Here is a 16,396-nt window from a genome sequence, read left to right on the forward strand (position 1 = left end):
GGACGGGCTGCTGACGCCGCCTCCGGAACCCGCGTCAGGCCTGGAGCGAGGCCAGCGTCAGCACCGTGATGTCGGACGGGGCGCCGACCCGGACCGGCGGGCCCCAGGCCCCCGCGCCCCGGGTCACGTAGAGCTGGGTGTCGCCGTACCGCTCCAGGCCGGCCACCGTCGGGTTGGCCAGCTCGGCGATGTAGTTGCCCGGCCAGAGCTGCCCGCCGTGGGTGTGGCCGGACAGCTGGAGGTCGACGCCGTGCCGGACCGCGTCGTGCACGGTCACCGGCTGGTGCGAGAGCAGCACCGCCGCCCGCAGCCGGTCCCGGTCGCCGAGCGCCTGCTCGAAGTCGGGGCCCTGGCCCTGGGCGGTGCCCGCGATGTCGTTCACCCCGGCCAGGTCGAACCAGGGCAGCTCGATCCGGTCGTTCTCCAGCGGCCGCACCCCGAGCGAGCGGACGAACTCCACCCACGGCTGCGCGCCGGAGAAGTACTCGTGGTTGCCGGTCACGAAGAACGCGCCGTCCCTGGCCCGCAGATCCGCCAACGGCACGGCGGCCGGGCCCAGTTCGGGCACGCTGCCATCCACCAGGTCGCCGACGATCGCGATCAGGTCGGGCTGGGCGCCGTTGATCGTGTCGACGATCCGCCGGGTGTGCGCGCGGCCCAGGATCGGCCCCAGGTGGATGTCGCTGACCACCGCGATCCGGTAGCCGTGCGCCCGCCGGGGCAGCTTCGCCAGCGGGACGGTCACCTGCTTGAGCCGGGGCCCGCGCAGCACCCCGTAGGCACCGTTGCCCACCACCGCCACCGCCGCACCGGCGGCGCCGATCGCCACCGTCCGGGCCACGAACAGCCGCCGGGACGGATCGTCGGGCGCACCGTCCACGGGCGGCTCGGCGGCCGGCCCGACGGCCGGCTCGGGCCTGCGGCGGGCCGGCCTGCGCAGCCAGACCGCCCGGACCACCTCGCCCACGAGCACGGCCAGGGTGAGGTAGAGCAGCACCGCCAGCCACAGGTAGCCGGGCCAGGCGAACCACCGCTCGACCGCCAGCGGCAGCACCCGCCCGCCCACCAGCGCACCGACACTCAGCAGCGGCAGCAGGACCGCCAGCACCGTCCCGATCCGCCGGTACCACCCGCCGGGCGCGGAGACGTCGCGGACCAGCCGCCGCCAGAGGTACCAGTGCACCAGGACGAGCAGGGCCAGGACCGTCAGCAGCACCAGGGCGATGATCACCGCCCCAGTATCGGAGGTCGCCCGCCCGCTCTCCGCACCAGGGTCGACCGTCGGGCGGCGGGGCGTTCCCGGGTGACCGTGCCGTCGCGCTGCGCAGCCCTCGGGTCCGGTTCCTGTGAGCCCGCCCACACGGGCCCGGGCGTCCACTACCGCCGATAGTTGATAAATACGGGGTAAAGACGCCCGCCCCGGTCCGGCCCGTCCCCGGCTGCCGGTCCGGGTGGCGAACAGCCCAGGTCAGCGGGGTGTTACGGGAGATCGGTTTGGCCGGGGCGCAGGTGGGGTACTGCTCTTCGAAGCGTCCGGTCGAGGCCGGGCGCACTGCCGTGTCTACTACCGGCAGTCGTTTCAGCGCTCATTGCCTCCGTCGGGGCGGTCTGCCAAGAATGACCGGGTCGCAAGGCAGTGCGGCCGTACCAGCCCGGTCCGGCCCCGCGCCCTCCCCGCCAGCCCCGTCTCACCACGGGGCGCCACGGCCGTCCGATGCACGGCACGCGGGCTGTTCTCCGAACACGCTTCGCGGTACCCGTGTGCCCCGTGCACGGCCCCGCCCGACGGAAGAGGTTGTCCCCTCCATGCAGTTCCAGCAGCTCAAGAACCGCCGCAACGCGCTCATCACCGGTGTCGCCACCCTGGCCGTGGCGGGCACCGCCACCCTGGCCCTGGCGCTGCCGCAGGACACCTCCTCCTCCGTCGCCGACGTCGCACCGCAGACCGTGGCCGCCTCCTCCGCCGCCAGCGCCGCCGCCGAGGCCCAGCAGGTCGGCGAGGCGCAGGCCAAGGCCCTGGCCGACGCCGCCAAGGCGCAGGCCGACGCGGACGCCAAGGCCGCCGCCGACGCTGCCGCCGCCCAGGCCCAGGCGCAGGCGCAGGCCGAGGCGGACGCGAAGACCGCCGCCGACGCCAAGGCGGCCGCGGACGCGAAGGCTGCCGCCGACGCCAAGGCGAAGGCCGCTGCGGACGCCGCCGCGGCCAAGGCCAAGGCCGCCGCCGACGCGAAGGCCAAGGCGGACGCCAAGGCGAAGTCCGACGCCGAGGCCGCCTCCCGCAGCCAGGAGCGCCAGGCGCTCGCCGCGCCGACCGGCTCGCCGCAGCAGATCGCCGCGCAGATCGTGCCGGCCGGCCAGCTCCAGTGCTTCAGCAACATCGTCGAGCACGAGAGCACCTGGAACGTCACCGCGACCAACGCCTCCTCCGGCGCGTACGGCCTGGTCCAGGCCCTGCCCGGGTCCAAGATGGCCTCGGCCGGCGCCGACTGGCGCACCAACGCCGCCACCCAGATCAAGTGGGGCCTGGGCTACATGAACGAGCGCTACGGCAGCCCGTGCGGCGCCTGGAGCTTCTGGCAGTCCCACAACTGGTACTGAGCCGGCCTCACGCCGAAGGGCGGTCGCACCCACCGGGTGTGGCCGCCCTTCGGCGTGTTCACGCAGGTCGTGGGCGTGCCGTGAAGGTATCGGGCACGATGCTCCCGATCTGTCCGATGATCAGCTGTTTTACCGCGTTTCGGGCCTTTGCCTGACCGTGTGCGCACCCTTAGCCTCCCCGCCATGCCCAACCCGCTGATCTCCGTCGTGCTCCCCGTCCACGACCGGCAGCAGCAGCTGACGGACTGTCTGGACTCGCTGCTCGCCCAGTCGCTCCCCGACCTGGAGGTGATCCTGGTCGTCGACCGCTCGCCCGAGTCGCCCGAGCGGATCGCCGCCGCGTACGAGCTGCGCGACCCCCGGGTGCGGATGCTCCGGCTGAACGCGGCCGTCGGCATCGGCCGCAGCCGCAACGCGGGGGCGGCGCACGCCACCGGCGAGTACCTGCTCTTCCTGGACAGCGACCACCTGCTCGACCCCGGCGCGCTGACCGCGATGGCGGCCCGGCTGGCCGCGACCGGGCCGGTGGACGTGCTGCTGTTCGGCCACAGCCGGGAGCACGGCGGCAAGGTCTGGCCCGGCGGCTCGGCCCAGCTGCTGGCCGGGATCGGCGCCGAGGTCTTCGGGCCGCTCGACCACCCGCACGTGCTCGGCGCCCAGCCGCTGATCTGGGACCGGCTGCTGCGCCGCAGCACCGCTCCGCAGTTCCCGGACGGGCAGTACGAGGAGGTCCCGGTGGTGCACCGGGCGATGCTGGCGGCCGAACGGATCGCGATCCTGGACCGCGACTGCGTCCGGATCCGGCGCCGCCACACCGTGCACCCCGCCGGCTCGCCCGGCAGCAGCCACTTCGACCTGTTCGAGCAGTACCGGAGCAGCTTCGAGCTGCTGGACGCCCGGAGCGGGTCGGCGCCGTTCCGGCCGTACCTGTTCACCAGGATGGTGCGGCACCTGCTGTTCGTGCTGGAGCTGGCGGGGTGCGTACCGCGGGCCGAGCGCCCGCAGTTCTTCCACCGCGCCGCCGAGTACTACCGCACCTTCCTGCCCGAGGGCTACCGGCGCCCGGACGGCCGGGAGGGCATCAAGTTCTCGCTGCTGGCGAGCGGTGCCTACCCGGCCTTCGAGGTGGCCAAGCTGGGGCAGATCGCCCGCACCGCCGTGGGGCGGCGCTGACGGCGGGTCAGACGTGCGCGGTGCCGCCCTCGGCGGCCATCGCGGCGGCGATCACCCGGCCGTTGGCCTGCCAGTCGGCGACCGGGATCGGGGGCAGGATGTCGTCCCAGGTCGACAGGTAGCTGCCGCGCAGCTGGAGCATGCCCTCGGGCCTGGCGCTGAACCAGAGGTGCAGGTGCGCCGCGCCGTCGCCGAGCTTGTCGACGTGCACCCGGGCTATCCCGCCGAGCGCGTGCAGGGCCCGCTCGACCCGCTGGAGCATCGGGCCCAGTTCGGCGGCCCGCCCGGCCGGCAGGTCGGCCAGGTCGTGGTGCCCGCGGGGCATCAGCAGCACCACGGCGGGCAGGCCGCTGGGCTCGCGCAGCCCGGTCAGCCGCCAGTGCTCGTCGGTCCAGAGGAACTCCTGGTCCGCGCGGTTGCACTGGTCGCAGTTCTCCGGCCCGTCCTCGCCGTGCCGGGGCGGTTCGGGCAGCACGGGGCGGTCCAGCGGGCGGACCCGCAGATCGCCCTCGAACGGGAAGATGTCCCACTCGGCGACCGGCGGCAGCGGCAGCTCCGCGCCGATGGGCAGGCCGGCCACGAACGGACTCGGGGTGTGTTCAAGATCGCTCATGCCTCCCGATGCTGCCCTATGACATGGCGTCACCTCCCACCGGGTCGGCCCCCGCACTGCGATGATCTGCCCCATGTCCAGCACCGAGCCGGCCCGGGCCCTGCAACGCGAGCTGCACCTGGAGCTGCACCGCGAGCTGCGCGGCCAGGTCCGCGGCGAGGTCCGGTTCGACACCGCCGAACGCGCCGTCTACGGCTACGACGCCTCCAACTACCGGCACCCGCCGATCGGTGTGGTCAAACCCGCCGACACCGACGACGTCCGGGCCACCGTCCGGCTCTGCCGCGCGTACGGCGTCCCGCTGGTCCCGCGCGGCGCCGGCACCAGCATCGGCGGCCAGGCGATCGGCCCGGGCGCCGTGGTGCTGGACTTCCGCCGCCACCTCGGCCGGGTGCTCGCGGTCGACCCCGACGCCCGCACCGCCACGGTCGAACCCGGCGCCGTGCTCGACCGGCTGCAGTCCGCCGCCGCCCCGTACGGGCTGCGCTTCGGCCCCGACCCGTCCACCCACAGCCGGTGCACGCTCGGCGGCATGATCGGCAACAACTCCTGCGGCGCGCACTCGGTCGCCTGGGGCCGGACCGCCGACCACGTCCGCTCGCTCGACCTGCTGCTCGCCGACGGCACCGAGCTCACCGCCACCGGGCCCCGCACCGCCGCCGAACGCGCCGCACTGCGCGAACGTCCGGGCCGGGAAGGGGAGTTGCACCGATCGCTGCAGGACCTGGCGGGCGCCAACCTGGACACCCTGCGCCGGGGCATGCCCGACCTGCCCCGGCGCACCTCCGGGTACGACCTGGACGCGCTGCTGCCCGAGCGCGGCTACGACCTGGCCCGTGCCCTCACCGGCACCGAGGGCACCTGCGCGGTGCTGCTCGGCGCCACCGTCGGCCTGGTCGAGTCGCCCGCCGCCCGGGCCCTGGTGGTCGCGGGCTACCCCGACGAGACGGCCGCCGCCGACGCCGTCCCCGCCCTGCTGCCGCTGTGCCCGCTCACCGCCGAGGGGATGGCCGCCGACCTGATCGCCGCCCTGCTCGCGGCCGGCCGCCGCCCGCCCGCCCTGGACCGGCTGCCCGACGGCGCCTGCTGGCTCTTCCTGGAGACCGGCGGCGCCACCCCCGCCGAGGCGCTGGCCGACGCCCGCGAGCTGGCCGACGCCGTCCGCCGGGAGCCGCGCGCCACCGTCGCCGTGGTCATCGACCCGGACGAGCAGCGCCAGCTCTGGGCCGTCCGCGAGGCCGGCGCGGGCATCGTCACGCGTCTTCCCGGGAGCGGCGGCGAGGCCTGGCCCGGCTGGGAGGACTCCGCCGTCCCGGTCGAGCGGCTCGGCGACTACCTGCGCGCGCTGCGCGCCCTGCTCGGGCGGCACGGCCTGCGCGGCATCCCGTACGGGCACTTCGGCGAGGGCTGCATCCACCTGCGGCTGGACTTCCCGCTGACGGACCCCCAACGGCTGCCGGAGTTCCGGGAGTTCATGGAGCAGGCGGCCGACCTGGTGGTGGCGCACGGCGGCTCGCTCTCCGGCGAGCACGGCGACGGGCAGGCCAGGGGCGAGCTGCTGAGCCGGATGTACCCGCCGGAGGTGATCGACCTGTTCGGCCGGTTCAAGCGGATCTGGGACCCGTCCGCCCTGCTCAACCCGGGCACCGTGGTCGACCCCCGCCCGCTCGACGCCGACCTTCGCTTCCCCGGCCGCGACCTGCTGCCGCTGGCCCTGCCGTACGAGCAGGACGGCGGCAGCCTGCTCCGGGCCGTGCACCGCTGCGTCGGGGTGGGCAAGTGCGTCGACACCGACACCGGGGTGATGTGCCCCAGCTACATGGCCACCGGGGAGGAGCGGCACTCCACCCGGGGCCGGGCCCGGCTGCTGGCGGAGATGCTCCGGGGCGAGCTGGTCACCGACGGCTGGCGCTCCGAGGAGGTCCGCGAGGCGCTCGACCTCTGCCTGGGCTGCAAGGGCTGCGCGAGCGACTGCCCGGTCCAGGTCGACCTGGCGAGCTACCGGACCGAGTTCCTGCACCAGCACTACCGGCGGCGGCTGCGCCCGGTCTCGCACTACTCGATGGGCTGGCTGCCGCTCACCCTGCGGCTCGCTGCACTCGCCCCCGGCCCGGTCAACCGGCTGTTCCGGTCCCGGGCCGCCGCCCTGCTCAAACGCCTCGGCGGGATCGACCACCGGCGCGAACTGCCGCCGCTGCCCGCCGAGACCTTCGAGCACTGGTTCCGCCGCCGCCCCGCCACCGGCACCGGCGGACCCACCGTGCTGCTCTGGCCGGACACCTTCACCAACCGGCTCGACCCGGCGCCGGCCCGGGCGGCCGTCGAGGTGCTGGAGCACTTCGGCTACACCGTCCGACTGCCGGACGGGCCGGTCTGCTGCGGCCTCACCTGGCACTCCACCGGCCAACTCGGCACCGCCAAGCGGGTGTTGCGCCGCAGCCTGCGGTCGGTACCGCCCGGCCTGCCGGTGCTCGTCCTCGACCCGAGCTGCACCGCCGCCCTGCGCGAGGAGCTGCCCCGGCTGCTCGGCCCGGCCGCCGGCGACCTCCCGGGCCGGGTCCGCACCCTGGCCGAGTTCCTGGACGCCGAGGGCGTCGAACTCCCCCGCCTGGACGGCACCCGGGCGGTCACCCAGACCCACTGCCACCAGCACGCCGTCCTCGGCACCGCCGCCGACCGCCGCCTGGACGGCGCGCTCGGCCTGGCCAACGAGGTGCTCGACTCCGGCTGCTGCGGCCTGGCCGGCAACTTCGGCTTCGAACGCGGCCACTACGAGGTCTCGGTGGCCGCCGCCGAACGCGTCCTGATGCCCGCCGTCCGGGCCGCCGACCCCGCCACCGTGCTCCTCGCGGACGGCTTCAGCTGCCGCACCCAGATCGCCCAACTGGGCCACGGCCGCCGGGCCGTCCACCTGGCCGAGCTGCTCCGCGACGCGCTCCGGGGAGACCCCGGATGACAGGCCGCACCGGCAGGCGGATCGTGGATTGCGTACGCCGTCGAGCGGCCTTCGTACGCCGCTGAGCCCTGCGTACGCCGCTGAGAGGGGCCACCGCCATGACCGGTCCAGCCGACTCCCCCGCCGGACGGTCCGCTGCGGCCCGCGACGCGGTCAGCCCGGTGCTCCAGGTCGGCGGGTCGGCCAGACTGCGCAGCGAGGTCGTCCCGGTGCTGGCCGACGACCGCAGCCCGGTCCTGGTCGAGGTCGACCTCACCCGGGACGCCGACACCGAGCTGACCCGGACCGCCTTCCGCCGGACGTACGCGGACGTCCTCCCCGGCCTGCCGGACCCGATCCCGGTCGCCGCCGCCTACCTGCGCTGCCTGCTCAGCCCGGCCGAGATCCAGCTCCTGCTGGAGCGCGACCGCAGCGGTCCCGACCCGCCGACGGTGCACCGGGTCTGGCCGGACTACACCCTGGACGCACACATCGACCGCTCCGCCGCCACCATCAAGGCCGACGCGGTGCTGCGCGCCTACGCCGCCACCGGCCGGGGCATCGTCTGGGCGGTCCTGGACAGCGGCGTGGACGCGCGCCACCCGCACTTCGCGGCCGGCACCCTGACCGGCCGGGTGGCCGGGCTGCACCAGGACTTCACCAACCTGGTGCCCGGCGAGGCGCCGGACGGGCCGAACAGCCCGCTGACCGACACCGCCGGGCACGGCACCCATGTCGCGGGCATCGTCGCGGGCGGCCTGCCGGCCGAGGTACCGCCGCTGATCGGCCGGCTCGAACTGCTCGCCGGCGGCCTCCCCCGGTGGAGCAACCGGCAGTTGGAGGAGGGCCGCACCCTGACCGGGATCGCTCCCCGGGCCCAGCTGGTCAGCCTCAAGGTGCTGGCCGAGCGCGGGCCGCAGAACCTGCTGGTGACCTCCTCCAGCGCGGTGATCGAGGCGCTCTACTACCTCCGCCAGCAGGTCAACACCGGCGGCCGGCTGCTGGTGGTCCACGGCGTCAACCTGAGCCTGGGCTGCGCCTGGGACGCCGCCGAGTACGCCTGCGGCCAGAGCCCGCTCTGCCGCGAGGTGAACCTGCTGGCCGCCAGCGGCGTGGTGGTCGTGGTCAGCGCGGGCAACGGCGGCTTCAGCCGGCGCAACCCCGACGCGGCCGACGCCGACAACCGCGGGGTGCTCGCCACCATCACCGACCCGGGCAACGCCGACGGCGCGATCACCGTCGGCTCCACCCACCGCGACCGCCCGCACGAGTACGGCGTCACCTACAGCTCCTCCAAGGGCCCCACCCTGGACGGCCGGCTCAAGCCCGACCTGCTGGCCCCGGGCGAGCGGATCACCTCCTGCGCCGGCGGCCGGCAGCGCGCCCAACTCGCCTCGCTGTTCCCGCCGGACGCCGATCCCGACACCCTGCCGACCTACGTCGAGCAGAGCGGCACCTCGATGGCGGCGCCGCACGTCTCCGGGGCGATCGCCGCCTTCCTCTCCGTCCGGCAGGAGTTCATCGGGCGCCCGCGCGAGATCAAGGAGCTGTTCTGCGCCAACGCCACCTCGCTCGGCCGCGACCGCTACCTGGAGGGCCACGGCCTGCTCGACCTGATGCGTGTGATGTCCAACGTCTAGTACCGAGGAGTGGGTTGACCATGGCTGATCCGATCGCGGGGCTCCCCTACTGGGAGGTCCGCTTCGACCAGGACGGCAGGCTGCTGGACGACGACGGACTGGTCGCCCGACTGCCCGCGAGCGGGGTCCGCGAACTGTTCGTCTTCTCGCACGGCTGGAACAACTCGGAGACCGGCGCCCGCAGCCTCTACGCCTACACCTTCGACGAACTCGCGCACCAGATCGACCGGTTCGCCCCGGCCTGGCGGGGCCGGGTCGGCGCGGTCGGTGTCCTCTGGCCCTCGCTGCTCTTCCCCGAGGACGCACCCGACACCCCCTCCACCCCGTCCACCCCCGCCGAGCTGGCGACCGCGCTGGCCCCGGCCTTCGCCGCCCCGCAGCAGGCACAACTTGCCGAGCTCACCGCCCTGTTGGAGGCCGAGCCGCAGGACCCGGAGCAGCTGACGCACTTTCACCGCCTGGTCGGCGGCCTGGTCACCTCGCCCGCCCTGGCGGCCGAGGACAAGGGGCAGGAGGCCGTCCTCACCAAGCCCACCGGCGAGGTCTTCGGCGCACTGGCCGGGCTGGCGAGCGAGCAGGGCGACGCCCAGGACTTCCCCAACCCGTTCAAGGTGCTCTGGCACGGCGCCCGCGAGGCCCTGCGCACCGCTAGCTACTACGAGATGAAGAACCGGGCCGGCGTGATCGGCCGGGACGGCCTCGGCCCGCTGCTCGGCCGGGTCGCGGGCAACGGCCTCCGGGTGCACCTGATCGGCCACAGCTTCGGCGCCCGGCTGGTCTCCTACGCCCTCCCCGGCCTGCCCGACGGCATCGGCAGCCCGGTCGCCTCGCTGCTCCTGGTCCAGGGCGCCTTCTCGCACTTCGGCTTCGCCGATCCGCTCCCCACCGACAGCGGCCGCCACGGCTTCCTGGCCCCGTTCTTCGACCGGGTGGCCGGACCGCTCCAGAGCACCTTCTCGCTCAACGACCGCGCGGTGGGCTGGTGGTACCCGGCCGCCTCGATGCTCAGCAACGAGGACGACCAGGCCGCCTCCGACCTCACCTACCGCTGGGGCGGCCTGGGCCACGACGGCTTCCAGCAGGACGGCGCCGAACGGTTCGACCTCAAGTCCGCCGGCGACCCGTACCCGCTGCTGGCCGGGCACTTCTACCGGCTCTGCGGTGACCAGGTGATCAGCAAGGACCAGTCCCCGTTCTCCGGCGCCCACAGCGACATCAGGCACCCCGAGGTGGTGTGGGCCGCCCTGGCCGGCGCCACCACCGGCGTGCAGCTCGCCGCCTGACCGCCCCCGGCTGCTGGCGCCCGGCCCGACCCGGGCGCCACAATGTCCCGGTGACCCTCACCACCGCCGAGGCGGACCGGATCCTGGCCGACCACTTCGCCCCCTGGGTGCAGGCCCTGGGCCTGTCGGTGACCGAGACCGGCGACCGCCACGCCGTGCTCCGGCTCCCCTGGTCCGACCAACTGGCCCGCGAGGGCGGCGGCCTCTCCGGCCAGGCCCTGATGGCCGCCGCCGACACCGCCGCGGTGATCGCCGTCTCCGCCGCGCTCGGCGCCTTCGGCCCGATGACCACCGTCCAGCAGTCCATCACCTTCCAGCGCCCGGTGCTCGGCACCGACGTCCTCATCGACGCCCGCCTCACCAAGCTCGGCCGCCGGCTCGCCTTCCTCGACATCACCCTGACCACCGACGGCCCCGGCACCGACGACCCACTGGCCGCCCACGCCACCACCGTCTACGCCCTCCCGGGCTGACCCGTCCCCCGGACCCGGCCGGGCCGTCGCCTTCACGCCGAAGTGGCCCCGCCCGGAACGGTCCGGGCGGGGCCACTGCCGGCGCTCACTCCGCGCAGATGGTGCTGACGAACTCCGCGACCCGCTCCTGCGGCATCCCGCGCGCGATGTCCGCCTCGCTGATCATCCCGACCAGCTTGTGGTCCGGGTGGTCGATCACCGGCAGCCGACGGACCCGGTGCTGCTCCATCACCCGCAGCACCTGGTCCACGTCCTCGTCGGCCTCCACCACCATCGGCCGCCCCTGGGCCAGTTCGCCCGCCGTGACGGTGGCCGGGTCCAGCCCCTGCGCGACGCACTTGAGCACGATGTCGCGGTCCGTGAGGATGCCGAGCAGCTTCTGGTCCTCGCCGCAGATCGGCAGCGCACCGACGTCGCGTTCCTTCATGATCCGAGCCGCGTCGGCCAGCGTCTGCTGCTCCCCGACACACTCGGCTCCGGTGTGCATGATGTCACTCGCAGTGGTCATCGTCCCGCCTCCAGCCTCGGTCTCCCTCTCATCCTGTGCCGCCGCGCGGGGCCCCGCCACCCAGCAGCGGATGGGCCAGCACCTCTTCCAGCTCCGGGAGTTCGAGCTGCTCGATCCCCCGCGCGGCGGCCGTCGCGGCGACCGGCCCGGCAGCTGCGGGCCCGGCGGCCGCGTTGGTCGCGTTGGTCGCGCTGTCCAGGAACCGCAGCAGCTCCACCGGGAACGGCAGCACCAGGGTGGAGTTCTTCTCCGCGGCCACCTCCACCACGGTCTGCAGCAGCCGCAGTTGGAGCGCGGCGGGTGCCCGGCTCATGATGGTGGCCGCCTCCGCCAGCCGGGTTGAGGCCTGGAACTCCCCGTCCGCGGTGATGATCCGGGCCCGCCGCTCCCGCTCCGCCTCGGCCTGCCGGGACATCGAGCGCTTCATCGACTCCGGCAGCGCGACGTCCTTGATCTCCACCCGGTCGATCTGGACGCCCCAGCCCAGCGCCGGGCTGTCCAGCATCAGCTCCAGCCCCTGGTTGATCGGTTCCCGGTTGGCCAGCAGGTCGTCCAGCTCGCTCTTGCCGATGATCGAGCGCAGCGAGGTCTGCGCCACCTGGGAGATGGCGAACTCGTAGTCCTGCACGTTCACCGTGGCCCGTACCGGGTCGACCACCTTGAAGTAGACGACCGCGTCCACCCGCACCGTCACGTTGTCCCGGGTGATGCCCTCCTGGGCCGGGATCGGCAGGGTGATGATCTGGATGTTCACCCGCTTCATCCGGTCCACCGCGGGCACCAGGAACGCCAGCCCGGGCTGCCTGATCTCCTCCCGGACCCGGCCGAACCGGAACACCACCCCGAGCTGGTACTGCTGCACCACCCGCACCCCGAGCCCGGCCAGCACCGCCGCCAGCAGCAACACGGCCAACACAGCGTCAAGAACGATCATCGCCGCCACCTAGGGAACCCGACCGACGGACCCGCGTCCCACGCTACTCCGCCCGCCCCTCTCTAGGATCGATGCCATGCACCCAGCGCAGGCGCCCCTCCTCCCCGACCTCGCGACGCTCGACCGGGAGGTCACCGGCTGCCGGGCCTGCCCGCGCCTGGTCGCCTGGCGCGAGGAGGCCGCCCGGGTCAAGCGCCGGGCCTACCTGGACTGGGACTACTGGGCCCGCCCGATCCCCGGCTTCGGCCCGCCGGACGCCGCGCTGCTCCTGGTCGGCCTGGCCCCGGCCGCCCACGGCGGCAACCGGACCGGCCGGATCTTCACCGGCGACCCGTCCGGCGACCTGCTGTACGCCACCCTGCACGGGCTCGGCCTGGCCAACCGGCCGACCTCGGTGGTGCAGGGCGACGGCCTGGAGCTGTACGGCGTCCGGATCACCGACCCGGTGCGCTGCGCGCCGCCCGACAACCGGCCTACCACTGCGGAGCGGGACACCTGCCGCCCTTGGATCACCCGGGAGTTGGAGCTGCTGCGGCCCACCGTCCGGGCCGTGGTCGCGCTCGGCGGCTTCGCCTGGCAGGCCGCCCTCCCCGCTCTGGCCGCGGCCGGCTGGGAGCTCCCCCGCCCCCGCCCGGCCTTCGGCCACGGCGCCCGGGCCACCCTCCGCGCCGCCGACGGCGGCCCTCCGCTCGAACTCTTCGGCTGCTACCACGTCAGCCCCCGCAACACGTACACCGGCCGCCTCACCACCCCGATGCTCCGCGAGCTGCTGCACACCGCCGCGACCGCCGCCGGACTCCGGCCCGGCCCCGCCAACTCCGGTGGCAGCACCGCCGGATAGGCTCCGGCCCATGTCACAGCCAGTAGCACCCGTAAAGCTCGTCATCCTGATCACCACCCTCCCCGGCCGCGGCGGGGACCAGGTCGCCGCCTTCGAGCGGCTCGCACCGGTCGTCCGGGCCGAGGACGGCTGCCTGCAGTACGACCTGCACCGGGTGACCGACGACGCCGACCGCTTCGTCCTGATCGAGCGCTGGGCCTCGGCGGCGGCGCTCGCCGCGCACGACGCAACGCCCCACATGGTCGAGGCCGACGCGGCCAGCCCGGCGTTCCGGGCGGGCCCCGCCGAGGTGATCCGGCTGGACGCAGAACCGCTGGCCTGACCCTGCACAGCCGGGCGGGGTCACAGTCGGGGGAGGTCGCGCTCGGCCGCCTCCGCCCGGCTCAGCTGCCGGGCGTAGAGCACCCCGTAGGCAAAGGCGTGCCCAGTCCGGGCCAGCTCCCGCAGCGCCTGCCGGGCGACCACCGCGTCCTGGTGCACGCCCAGCGCGTCCTGCACCGCCTTCATCCGCGCCGTCAGCCCCGCCGCCCCGGCCGTCTCACCCAGGTAGCGCGCCCGCTTCGCGGCCTTCCGGGCCCGGTGCAGGGCGGCGTCCCGGTCCGCCCCGGCCCGGCCCCGGGCGTCGGCGAGCCGCCGGGCCACCCGCCGCTCCGCCGTCCGGGCCAGCTCCGGGTACGGCGCCAGGCCCGCCCCGTCCGGCGGCCGGACCGCCAACTCCCCCAGCGCACCGAGCAGCACCCGGTACCACTCGCTGTCCAGCGCGGCCAGCACCTCGGGCCGGGCACCGGCGACCCGCTGCTCCGCCCACCGGGCCACCTCGGCCGCGATCAGCTCCGGCTCGCACTCCGCCGGGAGCTCCCGCGCCGCCGCCGTCAGCTCGGCCCCGAGCACCTCGGCGTCCCGCGCCGCACCCAGCGCCCGCCCGAGCCGGCCCAGCTCCCCGGACACCCCGGCCGGCTCCGCCCCGCCGTACTCGCGCAGCGCACTCCGCAGCCGCCGGCAGGCCACCCGCATCCGGTGCACCGCATCGGGAGCGTCCGCCCGCACCAGCGGCTCCAGCCCGGCCAGCACCTCGGTCTGCCCGGCAATCCGGGCGGCCAGCAGCTCGCCCGTCGGCGGCCGTCTCTTCGGCATGCCGTTCACCTCCGCACCCCTCCAGGCTAGGTCCGCCTGTGCGACTCCGTCAGGTGTCGTACGCCGGGCGGGGATTGCGGTGCTCCGCGCCGGGGCCCCTCGTGCGGGCGGGTCGGGGCGTGGCATACTCCGGTCTCGATGACCAGGATGCGGCCGACCAGGGCTCTGCGGGCAGCGGTGTTCACCGCGCTCGCCGTTCCGCTGTCCGCGCTCGGCCAGGTGCTGGTGACCGGGCATCCGCTCCCGCTGCTGCTGGTGGCCGCCGCGACGGCCGTCGTCTTCCTGCTCGCGCTCGCGGTCTGCGGGGCGCAGCAGCTCCGGCTGCCACACGTGATCGCCGTCCTGGTACCGGTGGAACTGCTGCTGAACGTGGGCTTCAACCTCGGGCAGGACGCCTGTGCCACCCCGGCCAGGGGCGTGGACCTGCTGGTCTGCGGCGGCGGTTCGCTGGACGGTCCGCTGTTCACCGACACCCCCGGCACCGGACGGGCCCTGGTCCTGCTGGTCCACCTGGTGCTGGCGCTGGCCGCCGCCTGCTGGCTGCGGCTCGGGGACGCGGCGCTGACCGCCCTGGCCGAGGCCGCCCGGATGCTCGCGGGCCTGCTGCCGCCGCCGCTGCGGGTGCTGCTGGCCCCGCTGCCGCTCTGCCCCCGGGCGCTCAGCCCGTCGCCGCACGCCGCCCCCGTGCTCCTGCGGCCCCAGGACGTCGTCCTCACTCCGGCACCCCGGCGCGGCCCCCCGGCGGGCGAGTTCGCCCTCGCCCGCTGACGGAGCGCGTCACCCCTCCAGGTCCGACCCTCCGGCGGCTCACCCCTTCCCGGCCCGGCCCACTGCGGCCCGCCCGCCTCCAGGAGTTGACGGACCACCATGAACACCACGCCCGAACAGCCCACCCCCGCCCGCGCACGGCTCCAGCAGGCCCGCGAGGCCGAAGCCCGCCGCGCCGTCGTCCGCCGCCGGGTGATCACCGCCGCCGCGGTCGTCGCCGTCCTCGCCCTGGCCGGTGCCACCGCCGCCGTGGTCGGCGCAGCCCGCACTCCGGCCGCCGAGCCCGTGCCTGCCGCCGCCCCGACCACGCTGGTGGTCCCGGCGAACGCCTCCGGCCCCGACGGCACCCTGATCACCTACGGCAAGGCCGACGCCCCGCACACCCTCAAGGTCTACGAGGACTTCCGCTGCCCGATCTGCGAGAAGCTCGAGACCAGCGCCGGCACCACCATGCAGCAACTCGCCGACGACGGCACCTACAAGATCGAGTACCAGCTCGCCACCTTCCTCGACAAGAACCTCGGCGGCAAGGGCTCCCGCACCGCACTCAACGCCGCCGGCGCCGCCCTCAACGAAGGCGTCGACAAGTTCAAGGCCTTCCACGACGTGCTCTACGCCAACCAGCCCGACGAGCGCAAGGACGGCTTCGGCGACACCAACACCATCCTCGACCTCGCCGACAAGGTCCCCGGCCTCAAGACCGACGCCTTCGTCAAGGCCGTCAAGGAAGGCACCTACCTCCCCTGGGCCGCCAAGGTCTCCACCGCCTTCGACAACAGCGGCGTCACCGGCACCCCCACCGTCCAGCTCGACGGCACCAAACTCAACATCTTCCCCGGCAACCAGCCCATCACCGGCGACGCCTTCAAGACCCTGATCCAGCAGAGCGTGGGCACGCCATGACCCGGACCCGCCCGCTCGGCCTGCTGCTCACCGCCTGCGGCGTCCTCGGGCTGTTCGCCTCCGCCATGCTGACGCTCGACAAGATCAAGCTGCTGGAGGACCCGTCCTACGTCCCCAGCTGCAACATCAACCCGATCATCAGCTGCGGCTCCGTCATGCTCACCGACCAGGCCTCCGCCTTCGGTTTCCCCAACTCCCTGATCGGCCTGGCTGCCTTCGCCGCCGTGCTGACCACCGGCGCGGGCCTGCTCGCAGGCGCGGTGTACGCACGCTGGTACTGGCTGGCACTCCAACTGGGCAGCCTGCTCGGCCTGGGCTTCACGGTCTGGCTGATCGGCCAGGCGCTGTACTCCATCGGCGCGCTCTGCCCGTACTGCATGCTGGTCTGGGCAGTGGTGCTGCCACTCGCCTGGTACCTGACCCTGCACAACCTCCCCGCCCTCCGCCGGGCGGTCGGCCACTACCACTGGACCGTGCCACTGCTCTGGTACGCGGTGATCACGGCCCTGGTCCTGGAGCGCTTCGTGAACTACCGCTAGCAGACCCGGCTGACCTGTGAAAACGCGGGTTCTTCGCTCCGGGAGGACACATCG

The 16,396-nt window shown here is 74.5% G+C and carries 16 protein-coding genes; 11 read left to right on the forward strand and 5 right to left on the reverse strand.

Annotated elements, in window-relative coordinates; all coding sequences use genetic code 11:
- Window positions 1-34: 34 nt before the first annotated feature.
- A complete protein-coding gene (locus tag ABT118_RS06885) occupies window positions 35-1,231 on the reverse strand; it encodes a metallophosphoesterase (RefSeq protein WP_350645474.1) in 1,197 nt (398 codons plus the stop codon).
- A gap of 575 nt (window positions 1,232-1,806) precedes the next feature.
- On the opposite strand from ABT118_RS06885, the gene ABT118_RS06890 reads away from it, so the two are divergent.
- Both ABT118_RS06890 and ABT118_RS06895 read left to right on the forward strand, forming a co-directional pair.
- On the forward strand, window positions 1,807-2,598 hold the full coding sequence (locus ABT118_RS06890) for an aggregation-promoting factor C-terminal-like domain-containing protein (RefSeq protein WP_350645476.1): 792 nt from the start codon (window positions 1,807-1,809) through the stop codon (window positions 2,596-2,598).
- A 183-nt stretch (window positions 2,599-2,781) separates the two neighbouring features.
- Entirely contained in the window at window positions 2,782-3,771 is a 990-nt protein-coding gene (locus tag ABT118_RS06895; RefSeq protein WP_350645478.1) for a glycosyltransferase family 2 protein, read from the forward strand.
- A gap of 7 nt (window positions 3,772-3,778) precedes the next feature.
- Here the strand turns inward: ABT118_RS06895 and ABT118_RS06900 are convergent, their stop codons facing one another.
- Window positions 3,779-4,384 (reverse strand): HIT family protein, encoded by a 606-nt coding sequence (locus ABT118_RS06900; RefSeq protein WP_350645480.1) that lies wholly within the window; start codon window positions 4,382-4,384, stop codon window positions 3,779-3,781.
- A 73-nt stretch (window positions 4,385-4,457) separates the two neighbouring features.
- Between ABT118_RS06900 and ABT118_RS06905 the strand changes: the two genes are divergently transcribed.
- The 4 genes from ABT118_RS06905 to ABT118_RS06920 all read left to right on the forward strand — a co-directional run bounded on the left by ABT118_RS06905 (window position 4,458) and on the right by ABT118_RS06920 (window position 10,715).
- Window positions 4,458-7,340 (forward strand): FAD-binding and (Fe-S)-binding domain-containing protein, encoded by a 2,883-nt coding sequence (locus ABT118_RS06905; RefSeq protein WP_350645482.1) that lies wholly within the window; start codon window positions 4,458-4,460, stop codon window positions 7,338-7,340.
- A 98-nt stretch (window positions 7,341-7,438) separates the two neighbouring features.
- Window positions 7,439-8,959 (forward strand): S8 family peptidase, encoded by a 1,521-nt coding sequence (locus tag ABT118_RS06910; protein ID WP_350645484.1) that lies wholly within the window; start codon window positions 7,439-7,441, stop codon window positions 8,957-8,959.
- A 20-nt stretch (window positions 8,960-8,979) separates the two neighbouring features.
- Window positions 8,980-10,242 (forward strand): serine-threonine protein kinase, encoded by a 1,263-nt coding sequence (locus tag ABT118_RS06915; protein WP_350645486.1) that lies wholly within the window; start codon window positions 8,980-8,982, stop codon window positions 10,240-10,242.
- A gap of 50 nt (window positions 10,243-10,292) precedes the next feature.
- Window positions 10,293-10,715, forward strand: coding sequence for a PaaI family thioesterase (locus ABT118_RS06920; RefSeq protein ID WP_350645488.1), 423 nt, complete (start codon window positions 10,293-10,295; stop codon window positions 10,713-10,715).
- Between the two features lie 85 nt (window positions 10,716-10,800).
- Here the strand turns inward: ABT118_RS06920 and ABT118_RS06925 are convergent, their stop codons facing one another.
- Complete coding sequence (locus ABT118_RS06925) at window positions 10,801-11,223, reverse strand: CBS domain-containing protein (protein ID WP_350645490.1); 423 nt, start codon at window positions 11,221-11,223, stop codon at window positions 10,801-10,803.
- Between the two features lie 28 nt (window positions 11,224-11,251).
- A complete protein-coding gene (locus tag ABT118_RS06930; RefSeq protein ID WP_350645492.1) occupies window positions 11,252-12,157 on the reverse strand; it encodes a slipin family protein in 906 nt (301 codons plus the stop codon).
- Window positions 12,158-12,233: 76 nt separating this feature from the next.
- On the opposite strand from ABT118_RS06930, the gene ABT118_RS06935 reads away from it, so the two are divergent.
- Window positions 12,234-12,998 (forward strand): uracil-DNA glycosylase, encoded by a 765-nt coding sequence (locus tag ABT118_RS06935; protein WP_350645494.1) that lies wholly within the window; start codon window positions 12,234-12,236, stop codon window positions 12,996-12,998.
- A 10-nt stretch (window positions 12,999-13,008) separates the two neighbouring features.
- Window positions 13,009-13,320 carry a putative quinol monooxygenase gene (locus ABT118_RS06940; RefSeq protein ID WP_350645496.1) on the forward strand — a complete coding sequence of 104 codons (312 nt, stop codon included), beginning with the start codon at window positions 13,009-13,011 and terminating at the stop codon, window positions 13,318-13,320.
- Between the two features lie 20 nt (window positions 13,321-13,340).
- Here ABT118_RS06940 and ABT118_RS06945 read toward each other — a convergent pair whose 3' ends face one another.
- Complete coding sequence (locus ABT118_RS06945; protein WP_350645498.1) at window positions 13,341-14,132, reverse strand: CHAD domain-containing protein; 792 nt, start codon at window positions 14,130-14,132, stop codon at window positions 13,341-13,343.
- Window positions 14,133-14,270: 138 nt separating this feature from the next.
- Here ABT118_RS06945 and ABT118_RS06950 point away from each other — a divergent pair, with 138 nt between their 5' ends.
- The 3 genes from ABT118_RS06950 (at window position 14,271) to ABT118_RS06960 (ending at window position 16,342) form a co-directional block, all read left to right on the forward strand.
- Window positions 14,271-14,900, forward strand: a complete 630-nt coding sequence (locus ABT118_RS06950; RefSeq protein ID WP_350645500.1) for a hypothetical protein — start codon at window positions 14,271-14,273, stop codon at window positions 14,898-14,900.
- Between the two features lie 99 nt (window positions 14,901-14,999).
- Window positions 15,000-15,803 carry a DsbA family protein gene (locus ABT118_RS06955; RefSeq protein WP_350645502.1) on the forward strand — a complete coding sequence of 268 codons (804 nt, stop codon included), beginning with the start codon at window positions 15,000-15,002 and terminating at the stop codon, window positions 15,801-15,803.
- Window positions 15,800-16,342: a vitamin K epoxide reductase family protein gene (locus ABT118_RS06960; protein WP_350645504.1), complete on the forward strand. Its 543-nt coding sequence runs from the start codon at window positions 15,800-15,802 to the stop codon at window positions 16,340-16,342. The genes ABT118_RS06955 and ABT118_RS06960 overlap by 4 nt, the downstream gene beginning before the upstream one ends.
- Window positions 16,343-16,396 lie beyond the last annotated feature (54 nt).

This window comes from Kitasatospora sp. NPDC002040, from assembly GCF_040296785.1.
Classification (GTDB): Bacteria; Actinomycetota; Actinomycetes; order Streptomycetales; family Streptomycetaceae; genus Kitasatospora.

What these genes read in the sequence shown, in the direction of transcription:
- ABT118_RS06955 (WP_350645502.1), top strand. Translation starts at nt 15,000, where the DNA reads ATGAACACCACGCCCGAACAGCCCACCCCCGCCCGCGCACGGCTCCAG.
- ABT118_RS06960 (WP_350645504.1), top strand. Translation starts at nt 15,800, where the DNA reads ATGACCCGGACCCGCCCGCTCGGCCTGCTGCTCACCGCCTGCGGCGTC.
- ABT118_RS06900 (WP_350645480.1), bottom strand. Translation starts at nt 4,384, where the DNA reads ATGAGCGATCTTGAACACACCCCGAGTCCGTTCGTGGCCGGCCTGCCC.
- ABT118_RS06935 (WP_350645494.1), top strand. Translation starts at nt 12,234, where the DNA reads ATGCACCCAGCGCAGGCGCCCCTCCTCCCCGACCTCGCGACGCTCGAC.
- ABT118_RS06930 (WP_350645492.1), bottom strand. Translation starts at nt 12,157, where the DNA reads ATGATCGTTCTTGACGCTGTGTTGGCCGTGTTGCTGCTGGCGGCGGTG.
- ABT118_RS06910 (WP_350645484.1), top strand. Translation starts at nt 7,439, where the DNA reads ATGACCGGTCCAGCCGACTCCCCCGCCGGACGGTCCGCTGCGGCCCGC.
- ABT118_RS06950 (WP_350645500.1), top strand. Translation starts at nt 14,271, where the DNA reads ATGACCAGGATGCGGCCGACCAGGGCTCTGCGGGCAGCGGTGTTCACC.
- ABT118_RS06890 (WP_350645476.1), top strand. Translation starts at nt 1,807, where the DNA reads ATGCAGTTCCAGCAGCTCAAGAACCGCCGCAACGCGCTCATCACCGGT.
- ABT118_RS06925 (WP_350645490.1), bottom strand. Translation starts at nt 11,223, where the DNA reads ATGACCACTGCGAGTGACATCATGCACACCGGAGCCGAGTGTGTCGGG.
- ABT118_RS06905 (WP_350645482.1), top strand. Translation starts at nt 4,458, where the DNA reads ATGTCCAGCACCGAGCCGGCCCGGGCCCTGCAACGCGAGCTGCACCTG.
- ABT118_RS06915 (WP_350645486.1), top strand. Translation starts at nt 8,980, where the DNA reads ATGGCTGATCCGATCGCGGGGCTCCCCTACTGGGAGGTCCGCTTCGAC.
- ABT118_RS06945 (WP_350645498.1), bottom strand. Translation starts at nt 14,132, where the DNA reads ATGCCGAAGAGACGGCCGCCGACGGGCGAGCTGCTGGCCGCCCGGATT.
- ABT118_RS06895 (WP_350645478.1), top strand. Translation starts at nt 2,782, where the DNA reads ATGCCCAACCCGCTGATCTCCGTCGTGCTCCCCGTCCACGACCGGCAG.
- ABT118_RS06940 (WP_350645496.1), top strand. Translation starts at nt 13,009, where the DNA reads ATGTCACAGCCAGTAGCACCCGTAAAGCTCGTCATCCTGATCACCACC.